The organism is Janthinobacterium sp. NKUCC08_JDC, assembly GCF_019345575.1.
Lineage (GTDB): Bacteria > Pseudomonadota > Gammaproteobacteria > Burkholderiales > Burkholderiaceae_D > Janthinobacterium > Janthinobacterium aestuarii.
This window is the reverse complement of sequence record NZ_JAHKQW010000003.1, coordinates 418,100-436,304: the sequence shown is the minus strand read 5'-3', so window position 1 is coordinate 436,304 and position 18,205 is coordinate 418,100. Positions and strand designations below refer to the sequence as shown.

17 protein-coding genes are annotated in these 18,205 nt (G+C 63.5%); 9 read left to right on the top strand and 8 right to left on the bottom strand.

The genetic code is table 11. From position 1 onward, the window contains the following. Positions 1 to 24: 24 nt before the first annotated feature. Positions 25 to 516 carry a chemotaxis protein CheW gene (locus tag KO538_RS11900; protein ID WP_034752308.1) on the bottom strand — a complete coding sequence of 164 codons (492 nt, stop codon included), beginning with the start codon at positions 514 to 516 and terminating at the stop codon, positions 25 to 27. Positions 517 to 846: 330 nt separating this feature from the next. On the opposite strand from KO538_RS11900, the gene KO538_RS11895 reads away from it, so the two are divergent. From KO538_RS11895 to KO538_RS11880, 4 genes are all read left to right on the top strand, one after another. Continuing rightward, positions 847 to 1,497: an HD domain-containing protein gene (locus tag KO538_RS11895; protein ID WP_070303118.1), complete on the top strand. Its 651-nt coding sequence runs from the start codon at positions 847 to 849 to the stop codon at positions 1,495 to 1,497. Then, on the top strand, positions 1,479 to 2,900 hold the full coding sequence (locus KO538_RS11890) for a TCR/Tet family MFS transporter (RefSeq protein ID WP_083292700.1): 1,422 nt from the start codon (positions 1,479 to 1,481) through the stop codon (positions 2,898 to 2,900). Before KO538_RS11895 ends, KO538_RS11890 begins: the two co-directional genes overlap by 19 nt. Positions 2,901 to 3,000: 100 nt before the next feature. After that, on the top strand, positions 3,001 to 3,822 hold the full coding sequence (locus KO538_RS11885; protein ID WP_072454011.1) for an ABC transporter substrate-binding protein: 822 nt from the start codon (positions 3,001 to 3,003) through the stop codon (positions 3,820 to 3,822). 7 nt (positions 3,823 to 3,829) lie between these two features. Next, positions 3,830 to 4,687 (top strand): DMT family transporter, encoded by an 858-nt coding sequence (locus KO538_RS11880; RefSeq protein ID WP_219328411.1) that lies wholly within the window; start codon positions 3,830 to 3,832, stop codon positions 4,685 to 4,687. Here KO538_RS11880 and KO538_RS11875 read toward each other — a convergent pair. Further along, positions 4,684 to 6,627 (bottom strand): CocE/NonD family hydrolase, encoded by a 1,944-nt coding sequence (locus tag KO538_RS11875; protein ID WP_219328410.1) that lies wholly within the window; start codon positions 6,625 to 6,627, stop codon positions 4,684 to 4,686. The two genes, KO538_RS11880 and KO538_RS11875, sit on opposite strands and share 4 nt — an antisense overlap. A gap of 318 nt (positions 6,628 to 6,945) precedes the next feature. On the opposite strand from KO538_RS11875, the gene trpS reads away from it, so the two are divergent. The 4 genes from trpS (at position 6,946) to KO538_RS11855 (ending at position 11,737) form a co-directional block, all read left to right on the top strand. Continuing rightward, positions 6,946 to 8,022 (top strand): tryptophan--tRNA ligase, encoded by a 1,077-nt coding sequence (trpS, locus tag KO538_RS11870; RefSeq protein ID WP_217494627.1) that lies wholly within the window; start codon positions 6,946 to 6,948, stop codon positions 8,020 to 8,022. Between the two features lie 119 nt (positions 8,023 to 8,141). Continuing rightward, complete coding sequence (locus KO538_RS11865; protein ID WP_219328409.1) at positions 8,142 to 9,731, top strand: pyridoxal-dependent decarboxylase; 1,590 nt, start codon at positions 8,142 to 8,144, stop codon at positions 9,729 to 9,731. A gap of 36 nt (positions 9,732 to 9,767) precedes the next feature. After that, positions 9,768 to 11,009 carry a voltage-gated chloride channel family protein gene (locus KO538_RS11860; RefSeq protein WP_219328408.1) on the top strand — a complete coding sequence of 414 codons (1,242 nt, stop codon included), beginning with the start codon at positions 9,768 to 9,770 and terminating at the stop codon, positions 11,007 to 11,009. Beyond that, complete coding sequence (locus KO538_RS11855; protein WP_219328407.1) at positions 11,006 to 11,737, top strand: bifunctional 2-polyprenyl-6-hydroxyphenol methylase/3-demethylubiquinol 3-O-methyltransferase UbiG; 732 nt, start codon at positions 11,006 to 11,008, stop codon at positions 11,735 to 11,737. Before KO538_RS11860 ends, KO538_RS11855 begins: the two co-directional genes overlap by 4 nt. Before the next feature lie 8 nt (positions 11,738 to 11,745). Here KO538_RS11855 and KO538_RS11850 read toward each other — a convergent pair whose 3' ends face one another. Then, on the bottom strand, positions 11,746 to 12,303 hold the full coding sequence (locus KO538_RS11850) for a helix-turn-helix domain-containing protein (protein ID WP_219328406.1): 558 nt from the start codon (positions 12,301 to 12,303) through the stop codon (positions 11,746 to 11,748). 51 nt (positions 12,304 to 12,354) lie between these two features. Between KO538_RS11850 and KO538_RS11845 the strand changes: the two genes are divergently transcribed. After that, positions 12,355 to 13,266: a DMT family transporter gene (locus KO538_RS11845; RefSeq protein ID WP_219328405.1), complete on the top strand. Its 912-nt coding sequence runs from the start codon at positions 12,355 to 12,357 to the stop codon at positions 13,264 to 13,266. Here KO538_RS11845 and KO538_RS11840 read toward each other — a convergent pair. From KO538_RS11840 to KO538_RS11820, 5 genes are all read right to left on the bottom strand, one after another. Next, a complete protein-coding gene (locus KO538_RS11840; protein ID WP_219328404.1) occupies positions 13,263 to 14,210 on the bottom strand; it encodes a cupin-like domain-containing protein in 948 nt (315 codons plus the stop codon). The genes KO538_RS11845 and KO538_RS11840 overlap by 4 nt on opposite strands. Before the next feature lie 52 nt (positions 14,211 to 14,262). Next, positions 14,263 to 15,255, bottom strand: a complete 993-nt coding sequence (locus KO538_RS11835) for a chemotaxis protein CheB (protein ID WP_219328403.1) — start codon at positions 15,253 to 15,255, stop codon at positions 14,263 to 14,265. Positions 15,256 to 15,383: 128 nt separating this feature from the next. Further along, entirely contained in the window at positions 15,384 to 16,127 is a 744-nt protein-coding gene (locus KO538_RS11830) for a DNA-binding protein (protein ID WP_034752328.1), read from the bottom strand. Positions 16,128 to 16,269: 142 nt separating this feature from the next. Continuing rightward, the gene (locus KO538_RS11825) at positions 16,270 to 16,887 is read right to left on the bottom strand and encodes an LON peptidase substrate-binding domain-containing protein (RefSeq protein ID WP_219328402.1); all 618 of its coding nucleotides are present in this window, start codon (positions 16,885 to 16,887) and stop codon (positions 16,270 to 16,272) included. Positions 16,888 to 16,953: 66 nt separating this feature from the next. Beyond that, the gene (locus tag KO538_RS11820) at positions 16,954 to 18,192 is read right to left on the bottom strand and encodes a DEAD/DEAH box helicase (RefSeq protein ID WP_219328401.1); all 1,239 of its coding nucleotides are present in this window, start codon (positions 18,190 to 18,192) and stop codon (positions 16,954 to 16,956) included. Positions 18,193 to 18,205 lie beyond the last annotated feature (13 nt).

Genomic DNA, 18,205 nt, shown 5'->3' with positions numbered 1-18,205 from the left:
ATCAAAATGACCGGCGGGGAAAAATCAAGCGGCCAATTTTTCGATCAAGCCCATGTCGGCGCTAGACATCAGCTGGTCGATATCGACCAGGATCAGCATGCGCTCGTCGATGGTGCCCAGGCCGATTACGTATTCCGTGTTGATCGAACGGCCCATGTCCGGCGCCGGCTTGATCTGCTCGGGCATCAGGGTGGTGACGTCGGAAACGCGGTCGACGACCATGCCGACGACGCGGTTGCCGATGTTGAGGATGATGACGACGGTGAACTGGTCATAGCTGGGCGTGCCCAGGTTGAACTTGATGCGCATGTCGACGATCGGCACGATGATGCCGCGCAAGTTGACCACGCCCTTGACGAACTCGGGGGCGTTGGCAATGCGGGTCGGCGTTTCGTAGCTGCGGATTTCGCTGACTTTCTGGATGTCGATGCCATATTCTTCCTGGCCCAGGGTAAAGGCCAGGTATTCGGCAGCCTTGGCAACGGTTGCGCCAGTATCGCTGGAATTGGTGTTCATGATAATCCTTTCGTTAACTCGCCTGGGGCGCAGGCCAGGGCGCGCTGCATGCAAGCCCTGGATGTGACGCGCCAAGCACGATGGAATGGCTGTCACTTGTATGTTTTTGCAAATACTTTCTCGCAATTAGCTTATGCTTCTAATTTCCGTGCGGCAATGTTACCCCATGTAAATTTTACATGCACTAAAAAAGAGCATTCGTCTGACCAATGCTTTTCAAAAATACAATTTATGTGGCAAATACGGCACGCCGAAGTGCCGGGCGCCCCGCCCCACGCGGCGGCGTTTTATGCCACACTGGCGGCCCCTGCTTTTTTACGACTTTGAACCATGCATTCTTTGCTTTCCCAATGGCAACCACGTCTGCTGGCGCTGGCCACGGCCGGCCTGGGCGATGACAGCGCCCACGACATCAACCATCTGCACCGTGTCTGGCGCAATGCCAGCGTCCTGCTGGAAGAATATGCGCAGGCCGACGCCCTCACCGTGATGGCAGCGTGCTACCTGCACGACCTGGTCAACTTGCCGAAAAACCATCCCGAGCGCCATCTGGCCTCGCGCCAGGCGGCAACGCTGGCTTGCCGCCAGTTGGCGGAACTGGAGTTCCCGGCAGAAAAATTGGCCGGCGTGGCCCACGCCATCGAGACGCACAGTTTTTCCGCCAACCTGCCGCCGCACACGATCGAAGCGCAGATCGTGCAGGACGCCGACCGCATCGACGCGCTGGGCGCCGTGGGACTGGCGCGCCTGTTCTATACGGCCGCGCGCATGGATAGCGCGCTCGCGCACGGCACGGATCCGCTGGCCGCGCATCGCCCGCTCGACGACAAGGCCTACGCGCTCGACCATATCGTCACCAAGCTCGACAAATTGCCCGGCAAGATGCAGACGGCGGCGGGCCGCGCGCTGGCCGAACAGCGGCTGGCCGTGCTGACGGATTTCCGCGCCGCCTTCGCTGACGAATGGGGAATGAGCACATAAGCCTGGTGGCGATAGCCAGCAGCACGCATGCTATCTATAATGCAAGCCTCAGCTATCGCGCCGCGCGTCAGCAGAAAACTGCAAGACGCCGGCGCAATACCAACGCGCAGAAAGCATGCATGTCCGATCAAACCAGCCCCGACAGCCATTCCCCGTCATCGCCCGCCGCGCCCGCGCGCGCCGGCAACCTCAATTTCATCCTCGTCTGCGTCTTCATCGACATGCTGGGCATCGGCCTCGTGGTGCCCGTGCTTCCCATCCTGATCGGCAATTTTGTCGACGGCAAGGATGCCCAAGCATTCTGGTACGGCATCATGGCGGCCCTCTTCGGCTTGCTGCAGTTCATCTTCATGCCCATGCTGGGCGCCATCAGCGACCGCGTGGGACGCCGTCCCGTGCTGCTGTACTCGATGGCCGGCATGGGCATCAACTTTCTCGCCACGGGCTGGGCGCCGAACCTGGCCTGCCTGTTCATCGGCAGGGTCATCGGCGGCGTCTCGTCGGCCAGCATGTCGGTCGCGTCCGCCTATGCCTCCGACGTTTCCACGCCCGACAACCGGGCCAAGAGCTTCGGCAAGATCGGCGCCGCCTTCGGCCTGGGCTTCATTTGCGGGCCCATGCTGGGAGGCCTGCTGGGCGAAATCGATCTGCGCCTGCCGTTTTACGTGGCGGCTGGCCTGTCGGCGGCCAATTTCATCTACGGCTATTTCTGTGTGCCCGAATCGCTGCAGCCGGGCCCGCGCGCACCGTTCACCCTGGCCCGCATCAACCCGTTCGCCGCGCTGCTGAAACTGGTGCGCCGCGTGGAAATCCGCGGCCTGGTGCTCGCCTTCGGCCTGATGACGTTTGCGCAAATGATGCTCAACACCACGTGGGTGCTGTACACGCACTTCCGCTTCGACTGGACGCCGCGCCAGAATGGCATCGCCCTGTTCTGCGTGGGCCTGTGCGCGGCCGTCGTGCAGGCGGGCTTGCTGGGCATACTCATCAAACGCTTTGGCGAAGTACGCTTATCCCTGCTGGGCATGGCGTCGGGCGCCCTCACCTACCTGCTGTACGGACTGGCCACGCAAGGCTGGATGATGTATGCGCTGATCCTGTGCAACCTGCTGGCCTTTGCCGCCGGCCCGGCCCTGCAAGGCATCATCTCGAAATCATCGAACGCCAGCGAACAGGGAGAACTGATGGGCTCCCTGCAATCGATCAGCAGCCTGGGCATCATCCTCATGCCTTTGCTGGGCAGCATGATCCTCGGTGAAGTGAGCCATTTGCCGCCGCAGGACTGGCGCATCGGCAGCACCTTCTATCTGTGCGCCATCATGCAAACCCTGGGCATCTTGGTGGCCTGGCGCTACTTCAAGGCGCAGCGCCTGGCCAGACTTGCGGTTTCCACCACAAAGTAGCCGCGGGGATAATATTGTATTTGAGAAATAAATAGGCGAGAATGGGATAATCAGCGGGGCGTTACCGACGCCCGGCATTCGATGGCAAGCAAGGATGGGTATGACTGACTTTTATTCCAGCGCCTGGCGCCGAACCATGGCCATGCTGGCGCTGGCGCTGCCGTCCCTGGCGGGCGCGCAATGCTCGCGCGACATCCAGGTGCCCGTCTCGGCGATCGGCGCCAGCGTGGTCGTCAGTGGCGCCACGATCAGCGGCATCTATCCCGACTTGCTGCGCAGCATGGGCGCCAAGCTCGGCTGCAACTTTGTCTTCACGGCCGTGCCCCGCGCGCGCCTGGAAGCGATGTTCGAAGCGGGCAAGGCCGACCTGCTGATCCCGGCCAGCAGCACGCCGCGGCGCGACCAGCATGGCCTGTTCATCCCGCTGATGGGCAGCCGTCCGCTGCTGATCTCGCTGCAGGGCACGCGCGCACCCATCAACACCATGCAGGAACTGATCGACCGGCGCGAATTGCGCGTGGCGCTCGTGCGCGGCTACGACTATGGCGTGTCCTACCAGGCACTGGCCAAGGAATTGAGCAGCCAGGGACGCCTGTTCTACGAAGTCGACGCGCTCTCCGTGGCACGTCTGATGCAAAGCGGCTTCATCGATGCCACCATCATGGCCCCCACCATCCTCGCCGGCGTGGCGCAAAACGATGCGCGCGTGTATGGCCTGGCCGACCGATTGCGCCTGGAAGCGCTGCCGGAATTGCCGTGGGGCATGAGCGGCGCCTACCTGTCGCGCAAGTCGCTGACGACGGAAGATCAGGCCACCTTGCGCGAACTGCTGGAAAAGGCGGGCCGCTCGGGCGTCCTGATGGAAGGTTTCCAGCGCCACCACCGCCAGGAATTGTTGTCGCAGAGCATACGCCCCCGCTAAGGCCCGCATGTCCGGTCTGGTCGTCGCCATCGTCCTGTTTGCCGCGCTGCTGCACGCCAGCTGGAACGCCATCGTCAAGTCGGGCAAGGATACCTTTCTCAGCACGGTGCTTGTCTCCGTGGGCGCGGCCCTGATCTCGCTGGCCGTGCTGCCCTTCGTCACCTCTCCCGCGTCCGCCAGCTGGCCCTGGCTGGCCGCCTCGGCCGTGGCGCAGCTGGCCTATTACTCTCTGCTGGCAGCTGCCTACAAGGCCGGCGACATGAGCCATGCCTACCCATTGATGCGCGGCAGCGCGCCGCTCATCGTGGCGCTGGCCAGCTGGCCGCTGATCGGCGAGCGCCTGTCCGCCATGCAAATGGGCGCCGTCGCCTGCATCTGCGCGGGCATCCTCGGCCTGTATGTTGCCGCGCGCCGGCCCGCCACGGCTGGCACCACGAAACAAACAGGGCGCGCCACCGCCTTTGCGCTGGGCAACGCCTGCGTCATCGCCAGCTATACCCTGATCGACGGCATTGGCGTGCGCCTGTCCGGCGCGCCGGCCGCCTACACCATGTGGATTTTTGTCTTGAACGGAACGGGCCTGCTGCTGTGGACGGCGTTGCGCCGCCCCGCCGACCTGCTTGACTATGCTCAAACGCAATGGCGCCTGGCCGCCTTTGGCGGTTTCGGCACGCTCGCTTCGTACGGCCTGGCCCTGTGGGCCATGACGCAAGCGCCCGTGGCCGCCATCGCGGCCCTGCGCGAAACGTCGATCCTGTTCGCCATCGCCATTGCCGCGCTGTTCCTGCGCGAAAAAATCAGCCCCCGCCGCTATCTGGCCATCGGCCTGATCGCGGCAGGCGCCGTGCTCATGCGAATGGCCTAGCGGGCGTCGAGCGGCGCGATCGGCAACTCGATGGCGCTGGCCGCCCCTGCCGCGTGGTACACGCGCTGCGTCGCCTTTTTATAATCGCCTGGCTGGGCCAGGAAGATATTCGGCACGAAGGTTTGCGGATTGCGGTCGTACAGGGGGAACCAGCTCGACTGCACTTGCACGGCAATGCGGTGGCCGGGCAGGAACACATGGTTGGCGTTCGGCAAGGCAAAACGGTAGCGCTCGATCTTGCCGGCAGGAATCGCGGTCGGATGTTCGAGGCTGTCACGGTAGCGGCCGCGGAAGATGTCCATCGCCACGCCCAGCTGGTAGCCGCCCATGGCCGGCTGCGACGGCACTTCGTCCGGATACACGTCGATCAGCTTCACCACCCAGTCGGCATCCGTGCCGCTGGTGGCGGCAAACAGGTTGACCATCGGCGCGCCGGCGATGCGCACGGCCGTCTTCAACGGTTCCGAGACATAGCTGAGCACATCCGTACGGTCCGCATAGCCGCGCTGGTCGCTGACCAGCCATGGCTTCCACACGTCTGCATCGTTCAGGCGCACGGGACGGGGTACGAAAGGCACGGGTTTCGCCGGATCGGCCACGTATTCATCGAACGCGCCGCTGGCTGCATCGGCGGTGGCCGATGACGCGGCAAAGCCCAGCTTGTAGCCATCCTGCAGATAGATCGGCGTCAGCTTGGTGTCGCAGGTCTCGCAGGCCAGCGGCCACTGCTGCAGGCGCTGCCACTGGTTCGTGCCGCTCTGGTACGACACGACGGGTGCCGTGTTCGCTTCCGGCGCGCCATCCTTCAGGTATTGATTGAGGAATGGTTGCATGACTTTTTCACGGAACTGGCGCGCCGTGTCGCCGTCAAACTTCAGGGCCCCCAGGCTGGAACCTTCGTAGTTGACGCCGCTGTGGCGCCACGGGCCGATGGCCAGGTAATTGAGATTGTTGCGCGTGTCGCGCCCTTCCATCGCCCAGTAGCTGGCGTAGGGGCCATAGATGTCTTCCTGGTCCCACTGCCCTACCACGTGCATGGTGGGCACGATCAGCGGGCGCTTGGCGAGGATCTTGTCGAGCGCCTGTTCTTGCCAGTAACTGTCGTAAGCCGGGTGCTCGAACAGCTTTTTCGTATAGGTCAGCTTGTCGATGCCGAATTTCTTTGCAAAGTCGCCAGCCGAGCCGATGCGCAGATACGCATCGTAATCGTCGTAGGCGCCCAGCACGGGCGCCTCGCCGCTGCCGCGCACGCTCGTCTGCCATGCCAGGTAAGACAAGCTCGGCATGCGGAAGGCGCCGTTATGGAACCAATCGTCGCCGCGCCAGCCATCGACCATGGCGCTCATGGGAATGGCCACCTTCAGCGCCGGATGCGGGTCGACCAGGGCCATCAGCACCGTATGCCCTTCGTACGAGGAACCAAGCATGCCCACCTTGCCATTGCTTTCCGGGATATTCTTCGACAGCCAGTCGATGGTATCCCACGCATCCGTGACATTGTCCACTTTGGTATTGTTGAGCGGGCCGCGCACGGGGCGCGTCATCACGTAATCGCCTTCCGAGCCATGCTTGCCGCGCACGTCCTGGAATACGCGGATGTAGCCGTTTTCCACCAGGGTGTCGTCGCCTTGCGGCAAGGTGGCCAGCATGCTGGCGCTGGTGGCGCGCTGGGCGCGGCGGGCAGCGTTATAGGGCGTGCGCGTGAGCATGATAGGCGCCCGTTTGGCGTCTTTCGGCACGACGATGACCGTGTACAGCTTGACGCCATCGCGCATGGGAATCATCACCACGCGCTTGACGTAATCATTCACGTCGGGCATGACCAGCTTGGCGCCGATATCGGGCGCCATCGGCGGAGTTTGCGCCATCGCGGGCGCAGCAAACAGGGAACTGATAACCAGGGCCAGGCCGGTGAGCCGGACGGGGGACGACACGCGCATACTGTTCTCCAATGGATTCATGCCACGCAAAAGTGGCCGAATGGCAATAATACCCGGAAAGCAAGTTCCACAGTAGGCTAGCCTCTGACGCAGCACAGCAGATAAATCGGGCCGCAAACTTGACAGAACGCGCCCAAACTGCAACCATAACGCCATGAAATTTATCCCTTCACAACACGCCTGCTTGAATTGGTGGTCCCGCTCACTTTCGCGCGGCCACTGTATAGTGATGTGAATTAGATCCACGCCGCCTCGATCGGTGGCGTAACAGGCTCAGCCTGGATCATCCCCGATGCAGGCGGCTCAAAAGGAAACTTGATGAGCTTGCCGAACACCCCAGATACCCAAGACCAGAATGACGCACCGGCAGCACCGCTGTCGCCCGCCGCCATCGCTTCGCAATCCGTGATCCTGACGGGCGACCGCCCGACCGGTCCCTTGCATCTGGGCCATTACGTGGGCAGCCTGCGCGACAGGGTCCGCTACCAGAACAGCTACAAGCAATTCATCATGCTGGCCGACGCGCAGGCGCTGACGGACAATATGGACGACATCGACAAGGTGCACCGCAATGTCGTCGAAGTGGCGCTCGACTACCTGGCCGTCGGCATCGACCCGACGAAAACCACGGTGTTCATCCAGTCGCAAATCCCGGAACTGGCCGAGCTGACCTTTTACTACCTGAATATCGTCACCGTGGCGCGCCTCGAGCGCAATCCCACCGTCAAGGAAGAAATCCGCCTGCGCGGCTTCGAGCGCGACATTCCAGCGGGCTTTTTGACCTACCCTGCCAGCCAGGCGGCCGACATCACGGCCTTCAAGGCGGGCGTGGTGCCTGTGGGCGAAGACCAGATCCCGATGATCGAGCAAACGAATGAAATCGTGCGCCGCTTCAACCGCATGTACAACCGCGAAGTGCTGATGGAATGCAAGGCGCTGGTACCGGACATCGGCCGCCTGCCCGGCATCGACGGCAAGGCGAAGATGAGCAAGTCGCTGGGCAATACCATCAACCTGGGCGCGACCTCGGCCGAAATCACGGCCGCCGTGAAAAAAGTCTATACCGACCCGCTGCATCTGCGCGTGGAAGACCCGGGCCACCTGGAAGGCAATATCGCCTTTACCTACCTGGACGCCTTCGATCCGGAAAAAGCGGCGCTGGCCGAAATGAAAGCCCATTACGTGCGCGGCGGCCTGGGCGACAGCATCGTCAAGAAGCGCCTGGACGTGGTCTTGCAGGAAATGCTGGCACCGATCCGCGCCCGCCGTGAAGAGTTCGCCAAGGACAAGGGGCAAGTCATCCAGATGCTGAAGGAAGGCACGTTCAAGGCACGCGAAGTGGCGGCCCGCACGGCCGATGAAGTCAAGTCGGCGCTGGGCCTCAACTACTTCTGATCACAGACAGTCAGCAAACTGATGCGCTCAGGCGGAGTCGGGTAAAATCCCGCTTCCGCCTGGGCGCGATGCATTTGTGTCACCGTGGCACCAGCAATCCGTAGAGAAGACAACGCGCCATGACCGATACCCCTATCGAACAGCTGCTGCAGCAGCATTTTTCCATCGATGCGCTGCAGCAGGCACCCGCGCCCCTGCAGCAGGCGCTGGGCATGCTGGGCGGCTGGCTGGCCGCCGAACGCGACACGCCCTATCCGCACACGCCGTATGCGGAACTGCTGACGCAATTGTCCGACACCTGCCTGCCCGCGCACGGCATGCCCGTGGCGGATTTCCTGCAAGAACTCGACACCACCGTGCTGGCCAATACGGCCCAGCTGAACCACCCGCAATACATCGGCCACATGACGCAGGCCCTGCCGTGGATCAGCGTGCTGGCCGAAGCGTTTACAGCCACCCTGAACCAGAACCAGGTCAAGATCGAGACGGCGTACGTGTCGACCCTGATCGAAAAACAGATCCTCGGCTGGCTGCACCGCCAGGTCTACCAGCAGCCCGATGCCGTCTACACACAGGCCATGGCCGCCACCAGCGGCGCGCTGGGCAATGTCGTCAACGGCGGCACCATGGGCAACTTGACGGCGCTGGCCGTGGCGCTGGAAAAACAATTACCGGGCACGCGCAAGCGGGGCCTGTTTGCCGCCATGCAGGAATCGGGCTACGCGGGGCTGGCCGTGATCGGCTCGGCGCGCAGCCATTATTCCGTGAAAAAAGCGCTGGCAACTTTGGGCCTCGGCGAAAACGCCTTGCAGCTGGTGGCCGTCGACCGCGACAACCGCATCGACGTCGCCGCGCTGGAAGCGACCATTGCCGATTTAAAACTGCGCAAGATCAAGGTCGTCGCCATGATCGGCATCGCCGGCACGACGGAAACGGGTGCCATCGACCCGCTGGCCGCCATGGCCGCCATTGCCGCGCGAGAAAGCATCTGGTTCCACGTCGATGCGGCATGGGGCGGTGCGCTCTTGATCGCGGAACAGTACCGCGCGTTGTACGACGGGATTGCCCTGGCCGACTCCGTCGTCATCGACGGGCATAAACTGCTATGGGTACCGATGGCGCAAAGCATGGTGCTGTTCAAGGATAGCGCCAGCCTGAATTTGCTGAAGCACAACGCCAACTACATCTTGCGCGACAACTCGGGCGACCTGGGCCAGACTTCGCTGGAAGGCTCGCGCCGCTTCGATGCCTTGAAACTGTGGACCTCGTTCAAGGTGCTCGGCGTGTCCGGCTACACGACCTTGCTGCAGCAGGCGGCCACCCTGTCCGGCCAGTTGCAAGATTTACTGGCCGACCAGCAGGATTTCGAACTGGTCACGCGTTCGGACACGTTCATTCTCACCTACCGCTACGTGCCCGCGCACTTGCGCCAGCGCATGGAGGCCTTGCTGGCCGGCGGCCAGGTGGACGCTGCCACCGAACTGAACAAGCAACTGAACACCTTGAACGCCAAGCTGCAAAACCGGCAAAAGGCGCAGGGCCACAGCTTTGTTTCGCGCACGGTGCTGGAATCGACGCGCTACCCTGGCCCGACCAACGTGCTGCGCGTGGTCATGACGAATGTCAAGACGCGCCCCCACCACTTGCGCGCCATTTTGGCCGAACAGCGCGCTATCGGCCTGGTGCTGGTGGCGGAACTGGGCCTGTAAGGAATCCCCCACCCATCAGTTTTGAATGGATGCACGATGCAGCGTCTTAGCGCCCTCACCGATCTACTACAGCATCTGTTGAAATGGCTGCTGCTGGCCTTGGTCGTGGCCGTGCTGGCCGGCACGGCTTCGGCCGGTTTCCTGTTCGCCCTCGACTGGGCCACGCGCACGCGGATGGCGCACGCCTGGCTGATCTGGCTGCTGCCCGTGGCGGGCTTTGCCGTCGGCTGGCTGTATTTGCGCTACGGCAGCAGCGTCGAAGGCGGCGCGAATCTCCTGATCGATGAAATCCACGACCCGAAAAAAATCATTCCGCTGCGCATGGCGCCGCTGGTGCTGGGCGGCACCGTCATCTCGCATCTGTTCGGCGCCTCCGTCGGACGCGAGGGCACGGCCGTGCAGATGGGCGGCGCGCTGGCCGACCAGCTCACGCGCCTGTTCCGCCTGAACAACGAAGACCGCCGCATCATCCTGATGGCCGGCATCAGCGCCGGCTTTGCCTCCGTCTTCGGCACGCCGCTGGCAGGCGCCATCTTCGGCCTGGAGGTGCTGGCCATCGGCCGCCTGCGCTACGAAGCCATGCTGCCCTGCCTGGCTGCCGCCGTCATCGCCGACCAGGTGGGCTTGCTGTGGGGAGTCCACCATACGCATTACGCCGTGCCGTTGATCCCCGCCCTCTCCGCCTGGACCTTGTGCGCCATGGTGCTCGCCGGCGTGCTGTTCGGCGTGACCGGTAAACTGTTTGCGCAAGCCACGCATGGTTTGAGCGGCCTGATGAAGCGCTGGATCGCCTACGCCCCGCTGCGTCCGCTGGCCGGCGGCGTGATCATCGCTGCCGCCGTGTGGCTGATCGGCACGGACAAGTATATCGGCCTGGGCATTCCCACCATCGCCGACGCGCTGAAGGAACCGCTGCCCGCCTGGGATTTTCTCGGCAAGATGGCGTTTACCATTGTTTCACTGGGCACAGGTTTCAAGGGCGGCGAAGTGACGCCCTTGTTCTACATCGGCGCGACCCTGGGCAATGCGCTGGGCCCGCTGTTGCACCAGCCCGTCACCCTGCTGGCGGCCATCGGCTTTGTCGCCGTCTTTGCGGGCGCGGCCAACACGCCGATCGCCTCGACCCTGATGGCCATGGAACTGTTCGGCGCCGAGATCGGCGTGTACGCGGCCATCGCCTGCGTCGTGGCCTACCTGTTTTCCGGCCACGCGGGCATCTACCGGGCGCAACGGGGCGGGCATGCCAAGCGCACGCCCCCCAAGGACATCGACGCATGACACAGAATATCTACGACAACGACGCCTTCTTCACGGCCTATAGCCAGCTGCCGCGCTCTGTCGGCGGCCTCGACAGCGCACCCGAATGGCCTGCCCTGCGCGCCATGCTGCCCGGGTTGCAAGGAAAAAGCGTGCTGGACCTGGGCTGCGGCTATGGCTGGTTCTGCCGCTGGGCTGCCGAGGCTGGCGCGGCGCGCGTGCTGGGCGTGGACGTGTCGAAAAAGATGCTGGCGCAGGCAAGCACCATGGGAGAACACCCGGCGGTCAGCTATGCGCGGCTTGATCTGGAACAACTGGCCTTGCCGCCAGCCAGCTACGACCTCGTCTACAGTTCGCTGGCGTTCCACTACATCGAAGGCTTCGACACCCTGCTGGCCGCCATCCGCCACGGCTTGAAGCCTGGCGGCAAGCTGGTGTTTTCCATCGAGCACCCGATCTTCATGGCGCCGCGCCAGCCCGGCTGGCTGACGGATGCGCAGGGCCGCAAGACCTGGCCCGTCGACAGCTACCAGCAGCAAGGCCCGCGCATGTCGGACTGGCTGGCGCCAGGCGTGATCAAGCAGCACCGCACCCTCGGCACGACCTTGAATGCTTTGCTACGCGCTGGTTTCCAGCTGGACCACATGGAAGAATGGGGACCCAGCGACGAACAGCTCGCGCAGCAACCGGCCCTGGCCGAAGAGCGCGAGCGGCCGATGCTGTTGCTGGTGGGGTGTGGCCTCAAGTAACCGCGCCGTCAGCTGGCCACATTGCGCGTAAAGCGCAAGGTCGACGCGCCCGTATTCACGTAGGCATACGCTTGCGCGCTGCTGAAGACAAAAAATTCACCCGTGGCCAGTTGCCTGGTTTCCGCCGCCAGCACAAGCTGCAACGTTCCTTCCAGCACGTAGAGCATTTCGCTGAAGCCGGCCGGATCGGCTTGCGCATCGTAGCGCTCGCCTGGTGCCAGGGTCCACGACCACAGTTCCACCTGGCGGCTGGCGGGCGCCGCGCCCAGCAGCACGGCCTGGCTGGCCTGCGATGCGCTTTGCCACATCAGCACCCGCAGGCTGTCGTGCGGCTGCTGCGGCGGCTGGACGAGGTCGACAAAGGCCACATTCAAGGCGGCCGCCACATGGTCGAGGTTGGCCAGGCTGATATTGGTGCTGCCCGCCTCGACGCCGTTGACCATGCGCCGGCTCAGGCCAGACTTGCGCCCCAGTTCCTCCTGGCTAAGGCCGGCGGCAAGGCGCAAGCGCCGCAGATTGGTGGCCAGGTGTGCCAGCACGCCACCGGCCTCGGCTTGACTGCGCAATATATTGCTCCTATGATGATGGGAAATATTTTGCTCATAGCATAGCGCCCCATGAAAACACATGCAAGTCCCCCGCCCGCCCTCGGCCTGCCCGAACTGGCCCTGATCGCCATCACCTTCATCTGGGGCGGGACGTTTCTCGTCGTGCAACATGCCGTGACGGTCAGCGGCCCGCTGGCCTTCGTGGCCGCCCGCTTTGCCGTGGCCGCCAGCATCGGCGCCCTGATTTGCCGGGGCCAGTTGCGCCACTTGACGAAGGCGGAGTTGCTGACGGGCATGGCCATCGGCGTGAGCATCTTTGGCGGCTACGCGCTGCAGACCTATGGCTTGATGCATATTTCCAGCAGCAAATCCGCCTTCATCACGGCCTTTTATGTGCCCATCGTGCCGCTGGTGCAGTGGCTGGTCTTCAAGCAGCGGCCTCACCCTGCCGTGTGGGCGGCTGTCGTGCTGGCGTTCGTCGGCTTGCTGCTGCTTACCGGCACGGATGGCTTGAGCATGGCCTTCGGCACGGGCGAGCTGATCACGGCCGTGGGCGCCATCGCCATCGCCCTGGAAATCATCCTCATCAGCCGCGTCTCGCCGCAGCTGAACATCTTGCGCGTGACCATCGTGCAACTGGCCACGGCATCATTGATCGCCCTGCTGCTGATGCCCGTCATGGGCGAAGCGCCACCTGTCATCAGCAAGACGTTCATTTTCAGCGTGCTGGCCCTGGGCTGCGCCAGCGCGCTGATCCAATATGTGATGAACTGGGCGCAAAAGCGCATCTCCGCCACCAAGGCGACCCTGATCTATGCGGGCGAACCTGTCTGGGCTGGCGTGATCGGACGTATCGCCGGCGAGCGCCTGCCGGCGCTGGCCATCGTGGGCGCGATATTGATCATTTGTGCGGGCATCCTCAGCGAGTGGCGGCCGAAACGCCTGCGCGCCGACGGCAAGGCCATTGTATCATCAGATTAAGCTTCGGTACGCCGCAGCGCCGTATCCCCATGCAAGGCCAGCGGTACGGCCCTGGCCCAGCGGTTCGAGGACAGCGAAAACGTCAGCGCACGCACCTGGTGGTACCAGCCAGCGGGCACGTACAGCATGTCGCCCGGCTCGACGATGCATTCGATCATCGTCGCCTGGCGTGCCAGGGGAAAACGCTGGAAATCGGGCGCTTCCGGGTCGAAAGGCGAACCGAACAGGATGGCGTTCGCTTCGCTAGGATAAAGAAAAGCGTCGTGGTGCGGCGGCGACAAAATGATGCGCTTGCGTCCCCACACCTGGGCGAAGATATTGTCATCGTAATCGCAGTGCAATGGCGTCACCGTGCCGGCCGGCCCCACCCAGAAACGCGGCGGGCCCATCTTGTCGAAATACGTGGGCCAGTGGCACAGGCGGTTCAGCTCGCGTAATTCCAGGTTGCCCAGGTAGGGCGGCAGCACATACTTGCCCTCTGCCACCAGATCCAGATATTGCCCCATCGACATATCCTGCATGGCGCGATCGGCAGCAAAGGCCGTGTTGATGTAGTCGCCTACCCGTGCGCGCACGGGCACATGGCTGAACTGCTCGCGCAAGACTTCGGGACCCAATGCCGACAGGGGCCAGCGCCGCACCAGCCCGCGCATCAGGAAAGGCAAGCCCTGCGCGGCGCGCGCGCGGAAGGCGGCGGCGTCCAGCATGGCCAGGCGAGGCACCTCGGTGATGGCAGGCAAGTCGCGCGCCCCCTGCTTGATAGCCTCGCGCATGGCGTCGATAGAGGTAACACCGCGCACCTGCGCATCCTTGTCTTCGCGCGCCTGCTTGCGGGCCAGGGCCGCTTCAGGCGAACTGAATTCGGCTGGCGGCCTCGGCGGCAGTGCACGTGGCAATACGGGGGCTGCCGCAAGCGGGAGCGGCTCTTTTTTTTCTGCGGACATAAACCTTCTTTGCGATCAGGCGCCGCGCGGCATGGCGCGACAGTGCGCTATTTTAAGCCAGCAAGGCCCGTTTCAGCATATCGGCCTGCTCGCCTGCCTGGCGCGCCTTGGCTGCATACTCGCTGGCCGTGCCCGGATGCAACCAGGCCTGGGCCTTGGCGGCCAGGTTCAGGTACAGTTTTTCTTTTTCCTGCAGCGCCCTGACAGCGGCCCAGATGGCGTCTTCCGCCTTTTCATGCTGCAACTCGCCAAGCGTCTGCGCCGTAAAACTGTGACCCGTATGGCAGCGAAAACGCTGCGGCTTCTGGCCATGCAGCTCCCACAGCGTGCCCTGGCATTCGGGACAGGTGAACGTCGATGGCGTGGCAATTTTTTCCAGTTGCTCCATATTTCCCACTCCCCGCGCAAAACGGTTTTCCACGGCAACCCACTGGGGCACGGACGGCAAGGACTGTGCAGCGACGGCTGGCGCCGGCGCGCCGCTGGCCAGCGCCAGCAGGGCCGGCCCGATCTCGGTGGACGGCAGGCACCAGTCCACTCCGGCATGGTCGATCGCGCTTTGCGGCATGGACGGCGCCACCGCGTCCTGCGGCTCCTGCACCAGCGCCTTGCCGCCGCAGGCCTTGATGGCCTGCAAGCCCGCCGTGCCATCGTCGAGGTAGCCGCTGAGAACCACGCCCACCACCTTCGGCCCAAAAGCGGCGGCGGCACTGCGAAACAGGGGATCGATGGCGGGACGCGTATGGTTTTCCTTCGGACCCCGGGTCAGCTCGACCATCGCCTGGCCGGCCAGGTTGGCAACGAGCATGTGCCGGTCTGGCGGCGCCAGCAGGATGCGTCCCGCGCGCACGGGTTCGCGCTCTTCGGCAAAGCGCACGGGCAAGGCGGAGGTTTTGCCGAGGATCTCTGGCAGCACGCTGTTGCGCGCCCCCACATGCATGACGGCCAGGATTGCCGCGGGCAGGTCCGCCGGCAAGGTGGCGAAGATGGTGGACAGCGCGCTTACGCCGCCCACCGAGGCCCCCATGACGATCAGCGTTTCCATGCCTGCCCCTTTCGCGCCCGGATCACTGAACTATTTTGCCGCGCCTGGTAACACGATTCAGTGCGCCGACTAACACTATAAGAAGCGTCAGCTCAGGGACGACGCGCAGCAGGTTTGGTCAGGCGTCCTCAGACTGGGGTTTTGAAGATGGGATCCACGATGAACTGCTGCGCCTTGATGCGCAAGGTGCGCTCTTCGTCCAGCTCGGCGCGCGTTTCGCCCAGCTCTTCGCGTTCCGCTTCCAGTTCCAGGCGCGCGGCCGCCAGTTCCGTTTCCACGCGTGTCAGGCTTTCCAGCTTCAGCTGGGCCTGGATCAGTTCCGCGCGCGCCGCTTCGGCGGCCTCTTCCAGACGGGGGATGCCTTCGAGCTTGAATTGCGCTTTGGCCAGGTCCATGCGGGCCTGCTCTGCCGCCTCTTCCAGGCGCGGCAAGCCTTCCAGGCGCAGCTGCGCCTTGGCCAGGTCCGTGCGGGCCTGGTTCGCCACTTGCCGCTCGCGCTCGAGTTCCTCGCGCAAGGTTTCCAGCTCGCCCGCCTGCAGGTCGAGCAGTTCTTGCTGGCGCTCATTCTCGCTGGCCAGGTCCATCAATTCCTGTTGATTGTCGTTCATCTCGGCTTCATGCGCGCTGTGGCTGGCGCTTAATTCCTGTCCTACATAATCGAGGATGGCTTGCTGCAGCACGGGCGACAGTTCGGCGGCGGCAGCGATCTGGCGCTGCGCACCGGCCTTGCGGCGCTGCAAGAGCTTGCTGATGGTGCCCAGACAGGCGCCGTTGCCCAGCCGTTCGCGCAAGGCGCGCACCGTGATGGACTGGCCTTCGCCGGCCATCGCTTCCATTGCCGCATTGATCTGTTCCGCGCTTACTTTTGCCATGTCGTGTGCTCTTGAATGTTGCCCAGGGCAATCTTGCCCAGGGGCATTATCTTATGCCAGCGGCGGCAAAGCGTAAAGTATTTCTCAATAGTGATTGCAATTGCACAACAGAACGTTGTGCAAACATGCGGCTTGGGATGTTTTACTCTTCGAGCAGACCATTTTCCGTGAGCATATCCTGCACCAGTTCCAGGCGCAGCACGGGATTGTCCTGGCTCAGCAATAGCTGTTTTTGCATGGCGCTCAAGGACAACAGTTCGCACCAGCGGTTCGCCACCCAGCCGCACTCGTCGAGGCGGTATGGCGGCTGCAGGGGCATCTGATCGGGCGGGATCTTTTGCTCCTGCAAGGTACGGATCAGGGCGCCGAGCGCGTCGGCCACGTTCTGCTGCTCTTGCGGGATGGGGATGGCTTTATCGGGCGCCAAGGTGTCGACCTGCGCCATCCACAAGCCGTGCTTCAGTTGTTCGCTGGAGACGATGTGGAAGCGCTGCATGCCCATGCATTTGATTTGCAGCAAGCCCGACAGGGGCGCGGCCCAGTCGACGACGCGCGCCAGGGTGCCCACGGGCGCCAGGGTCTCTTGCTGGCCCGGCTTGCGCACTTCCGCACCGTCCAGCAGTTGCACCACGCCGAACGGCTGCTCGCCCATGATGCACTGACGTATCATGTCCAGATAGCGTACCTCGAAGATCTGCAGGGGCAGATAGCCGTCGGGATACAGCACCGTATTGAGCGGGAACAAAGGTATCGAGGTCATGGCGCATGATGGCACGAATGGCATATCCGTGCAGCGCGCTTTGCCTTGTCAGCTTAACTGCGCCGGTTATTTGTAGAAGCGCCTTTTCTTGGCTCGCTCCGCCGCCTTCGGCGCCAGCACTTTCACGGCCTTTTTCTGGATCGTGCCGCCGGCGGACGTGCCCGGCACGCGGTGCTCGGCCTCGAAACCGGCTTCCTCATTGCGTTTCAGGGTTTGCCGCGTCAGCGCTTCGATGGCCGACAGCAATTCCACCTCGTCGGCGCAGACGAGCGAGATCGCTTCGCCCGAAGCGCCCGCGCGGCCCGTGCGGCCGATGCGGTGGATATAGTCTTCCGCCACGGTGGGCAAGTCGAAATTGACGACGACGGGCAATTGGTCGATATCGAGGCCACGGGCGGCCACGTCGGTAGCCACCAGCACTTGCACTTCGGCGGATTTGAAGCGGGCCAGCGCGCGCAGGCGGTTCGGCTGCGTCTTGTCGCCGTGAATCGAATCGGCGCGCACACCCTGCTCCAGCAAGGTGTTTACCAGCAGCTCGACACCCTTGCGCGTCTTGACGAAGACCAGGACCTGGCCCCAGCGCTTTTTCTTCAGCAAGTGCAAAAACAGTTCCGGCTTGCGTTTCTTGTCGCACACGATCACCGATTGCTTGACGGCCTTGACCGTGCTGTTGCGCGCGCTCACCTCCACCGAGACGGGATCCTTCAGCATGGTTTTCGCCATGGCGCGGATGGCGTCCGAGAAGGTGGCCGAGAACAGCAGTGTCTGGCGCTGCTTGGGCATGGTCATCAGCAATATATCGAGCTCGCGCTCGAAGCCCAGATCCAGCATGCGGTCGGCCTCGTCCAGCACCAGGGTTTGCACTTGCTCGAACTTGACGGCGCCCTGCGTCTGCAAGTCCAGCAAACGGCCCGGCGTGGCCACCAGCACGTCGAGGCCCTTGCGCAATTTGCTGATCTGCGGCTCGATGGGCACGCCGCCATACGCGACAAAGCTGCGCAGCGGCAAGTTGCCGCCATAGCTGCGGAAGCTGGCATAGACTTGCTCGGCCAGTTCGCGCGTGGGCACGAGCACCAGCACGCGCACGCACTGGGGCGCCACCACGCCTTCCAATGTCAGGCGCTGCAGCAGCGGCACGGCGAAACCGGCCGTCTTGCCCGTACCCGTCTGGGCGGCGGCCATCAGGTCGCGCCCGGCCAGCACGGCAGGAATCGCTTGCGCCTGCACGGGCGTGGGCTTGGCATAGCCGAGCTCGTCAAGTTTGCGGACCAGGGGATCGATCAGGCCGAGGGAGAAAAACGTCATGGGGAAAGCAATC

Excerpts from the sequence above, each read along its gene's own strand:
- KO538_RS11895 (WP_070303118.1), top strand. The coding sequence starts at position 847 with ATGCATTCTTTGCTTTCCCAATGGCAACCACGTCTGCTGGCGCTGGCC.
- KO538_RS11890 (WP_083292700.1), top strand. The coding sequence starts at position 1,479 with ATGGGGAATGAGCACATAAGCCTGGTGGCGATAGCCAGCAGCACGCAT.
- KO538_RS11835 (WP_219328403.1), bottom strand. The coding sequence starts at position 15,255 with ATGGAAACGCTGATCGTCATGGGGGCCTCGGTGGGCGGCGTAAGCGCG.
- KO538_RS11900 (WP_034752308.1), bottom strand. The coding sequence starts at position 516 with ATGAACACCAATTCCAGCGATACTGGCGCAACCGTTGCCAAGGCTGCC.
- KO538_RS11875 (WP_219328410.1), bottom strand. The coding sequence starts at position 6,627 with ATGCGCGTGTCGTCCCCCGTCCGGCTCACCGGCCTGGCCCTGGTTATC.
- KO538_RS11885 (WP_072454011.1), top strand. The coding sequence starts at position 3,001 with ATGACTGACTTTTATTCCAGCGCCTGGCGCCGAACCATGGCCATGCTG.
- KO538_RS11865 (WP_219328409.1), top strand. The coding sequence starts at position 8,142 with ATGACCGATACCCCTATCGAACAGCTGCTGCAGCAGCATTTTTCCATC.
- KO538_RS11820 (WP_219328401.1), bottom strand. The coding sequence starts at position 18,192 with ATGACGTTTTTCTCCCTCGGCCTGATCGATCCCCTGGTCCGCAAACTT.
- KO538_RS11840 (WP_219328404.1), bottom strand. The coding sequence starts at position 14,210 with ATGTCCGCAGAAAAAAAAGAGCCGCTCCCGCTTGCGGCAGCCCCCGTA.
- KO538_RS11830 (WP_034752328.1), bottom strand. The coding sequence starts at position 16,127 with ATGGCAAAAGTAAGCGCGGAACAGATCAATGCGGCAATGGAAGCGATG.
- KO538_RS11860 (WP_219328408.1), top strand. The coding sequence starts at position 9,768 with ATGCAGCGTCTTAGCGCCCTCACCGATCTACTACAGCATCTGTTGAAA.
- KO538_RS11855 (WP_219328407.1), top strand. The coding sequence starts at position 11,006 with ATGACACAGAATATCTACGACAACGACGCCTTCTTCACGGCCTATAGC.
- trpS (WP_217494627.1), top strand. The coding sequence starts at position 6,946 with ATGAGCTTGCCGAACACCCCAGATACCCAAGACCAGAATGACGCACCG.
- KO538_RS11880 (WP_219328411.1), top strand. The coding sequence starts at position 3,830 with ATGTCCGGTCTGGTCGTCGCCATCGTCCTGTTTGCCGCGCTGCTGCAC.
- KO538_RS11845 (WP_219328405.1), top strand. The coding sequence starts at position 12,355 with ATGAAAACACATGCAAGTCCCCCGCCCGCCCTCGGCCTGCCCGAACTG.
- KO538_RS11825 (WP_219328402.1), bottom strand. The coding sequence starts at position 16,887 with ATGACCTCGATACCTTTGTTCCCGCTCAATACGGTGCTGTATCCCGAC.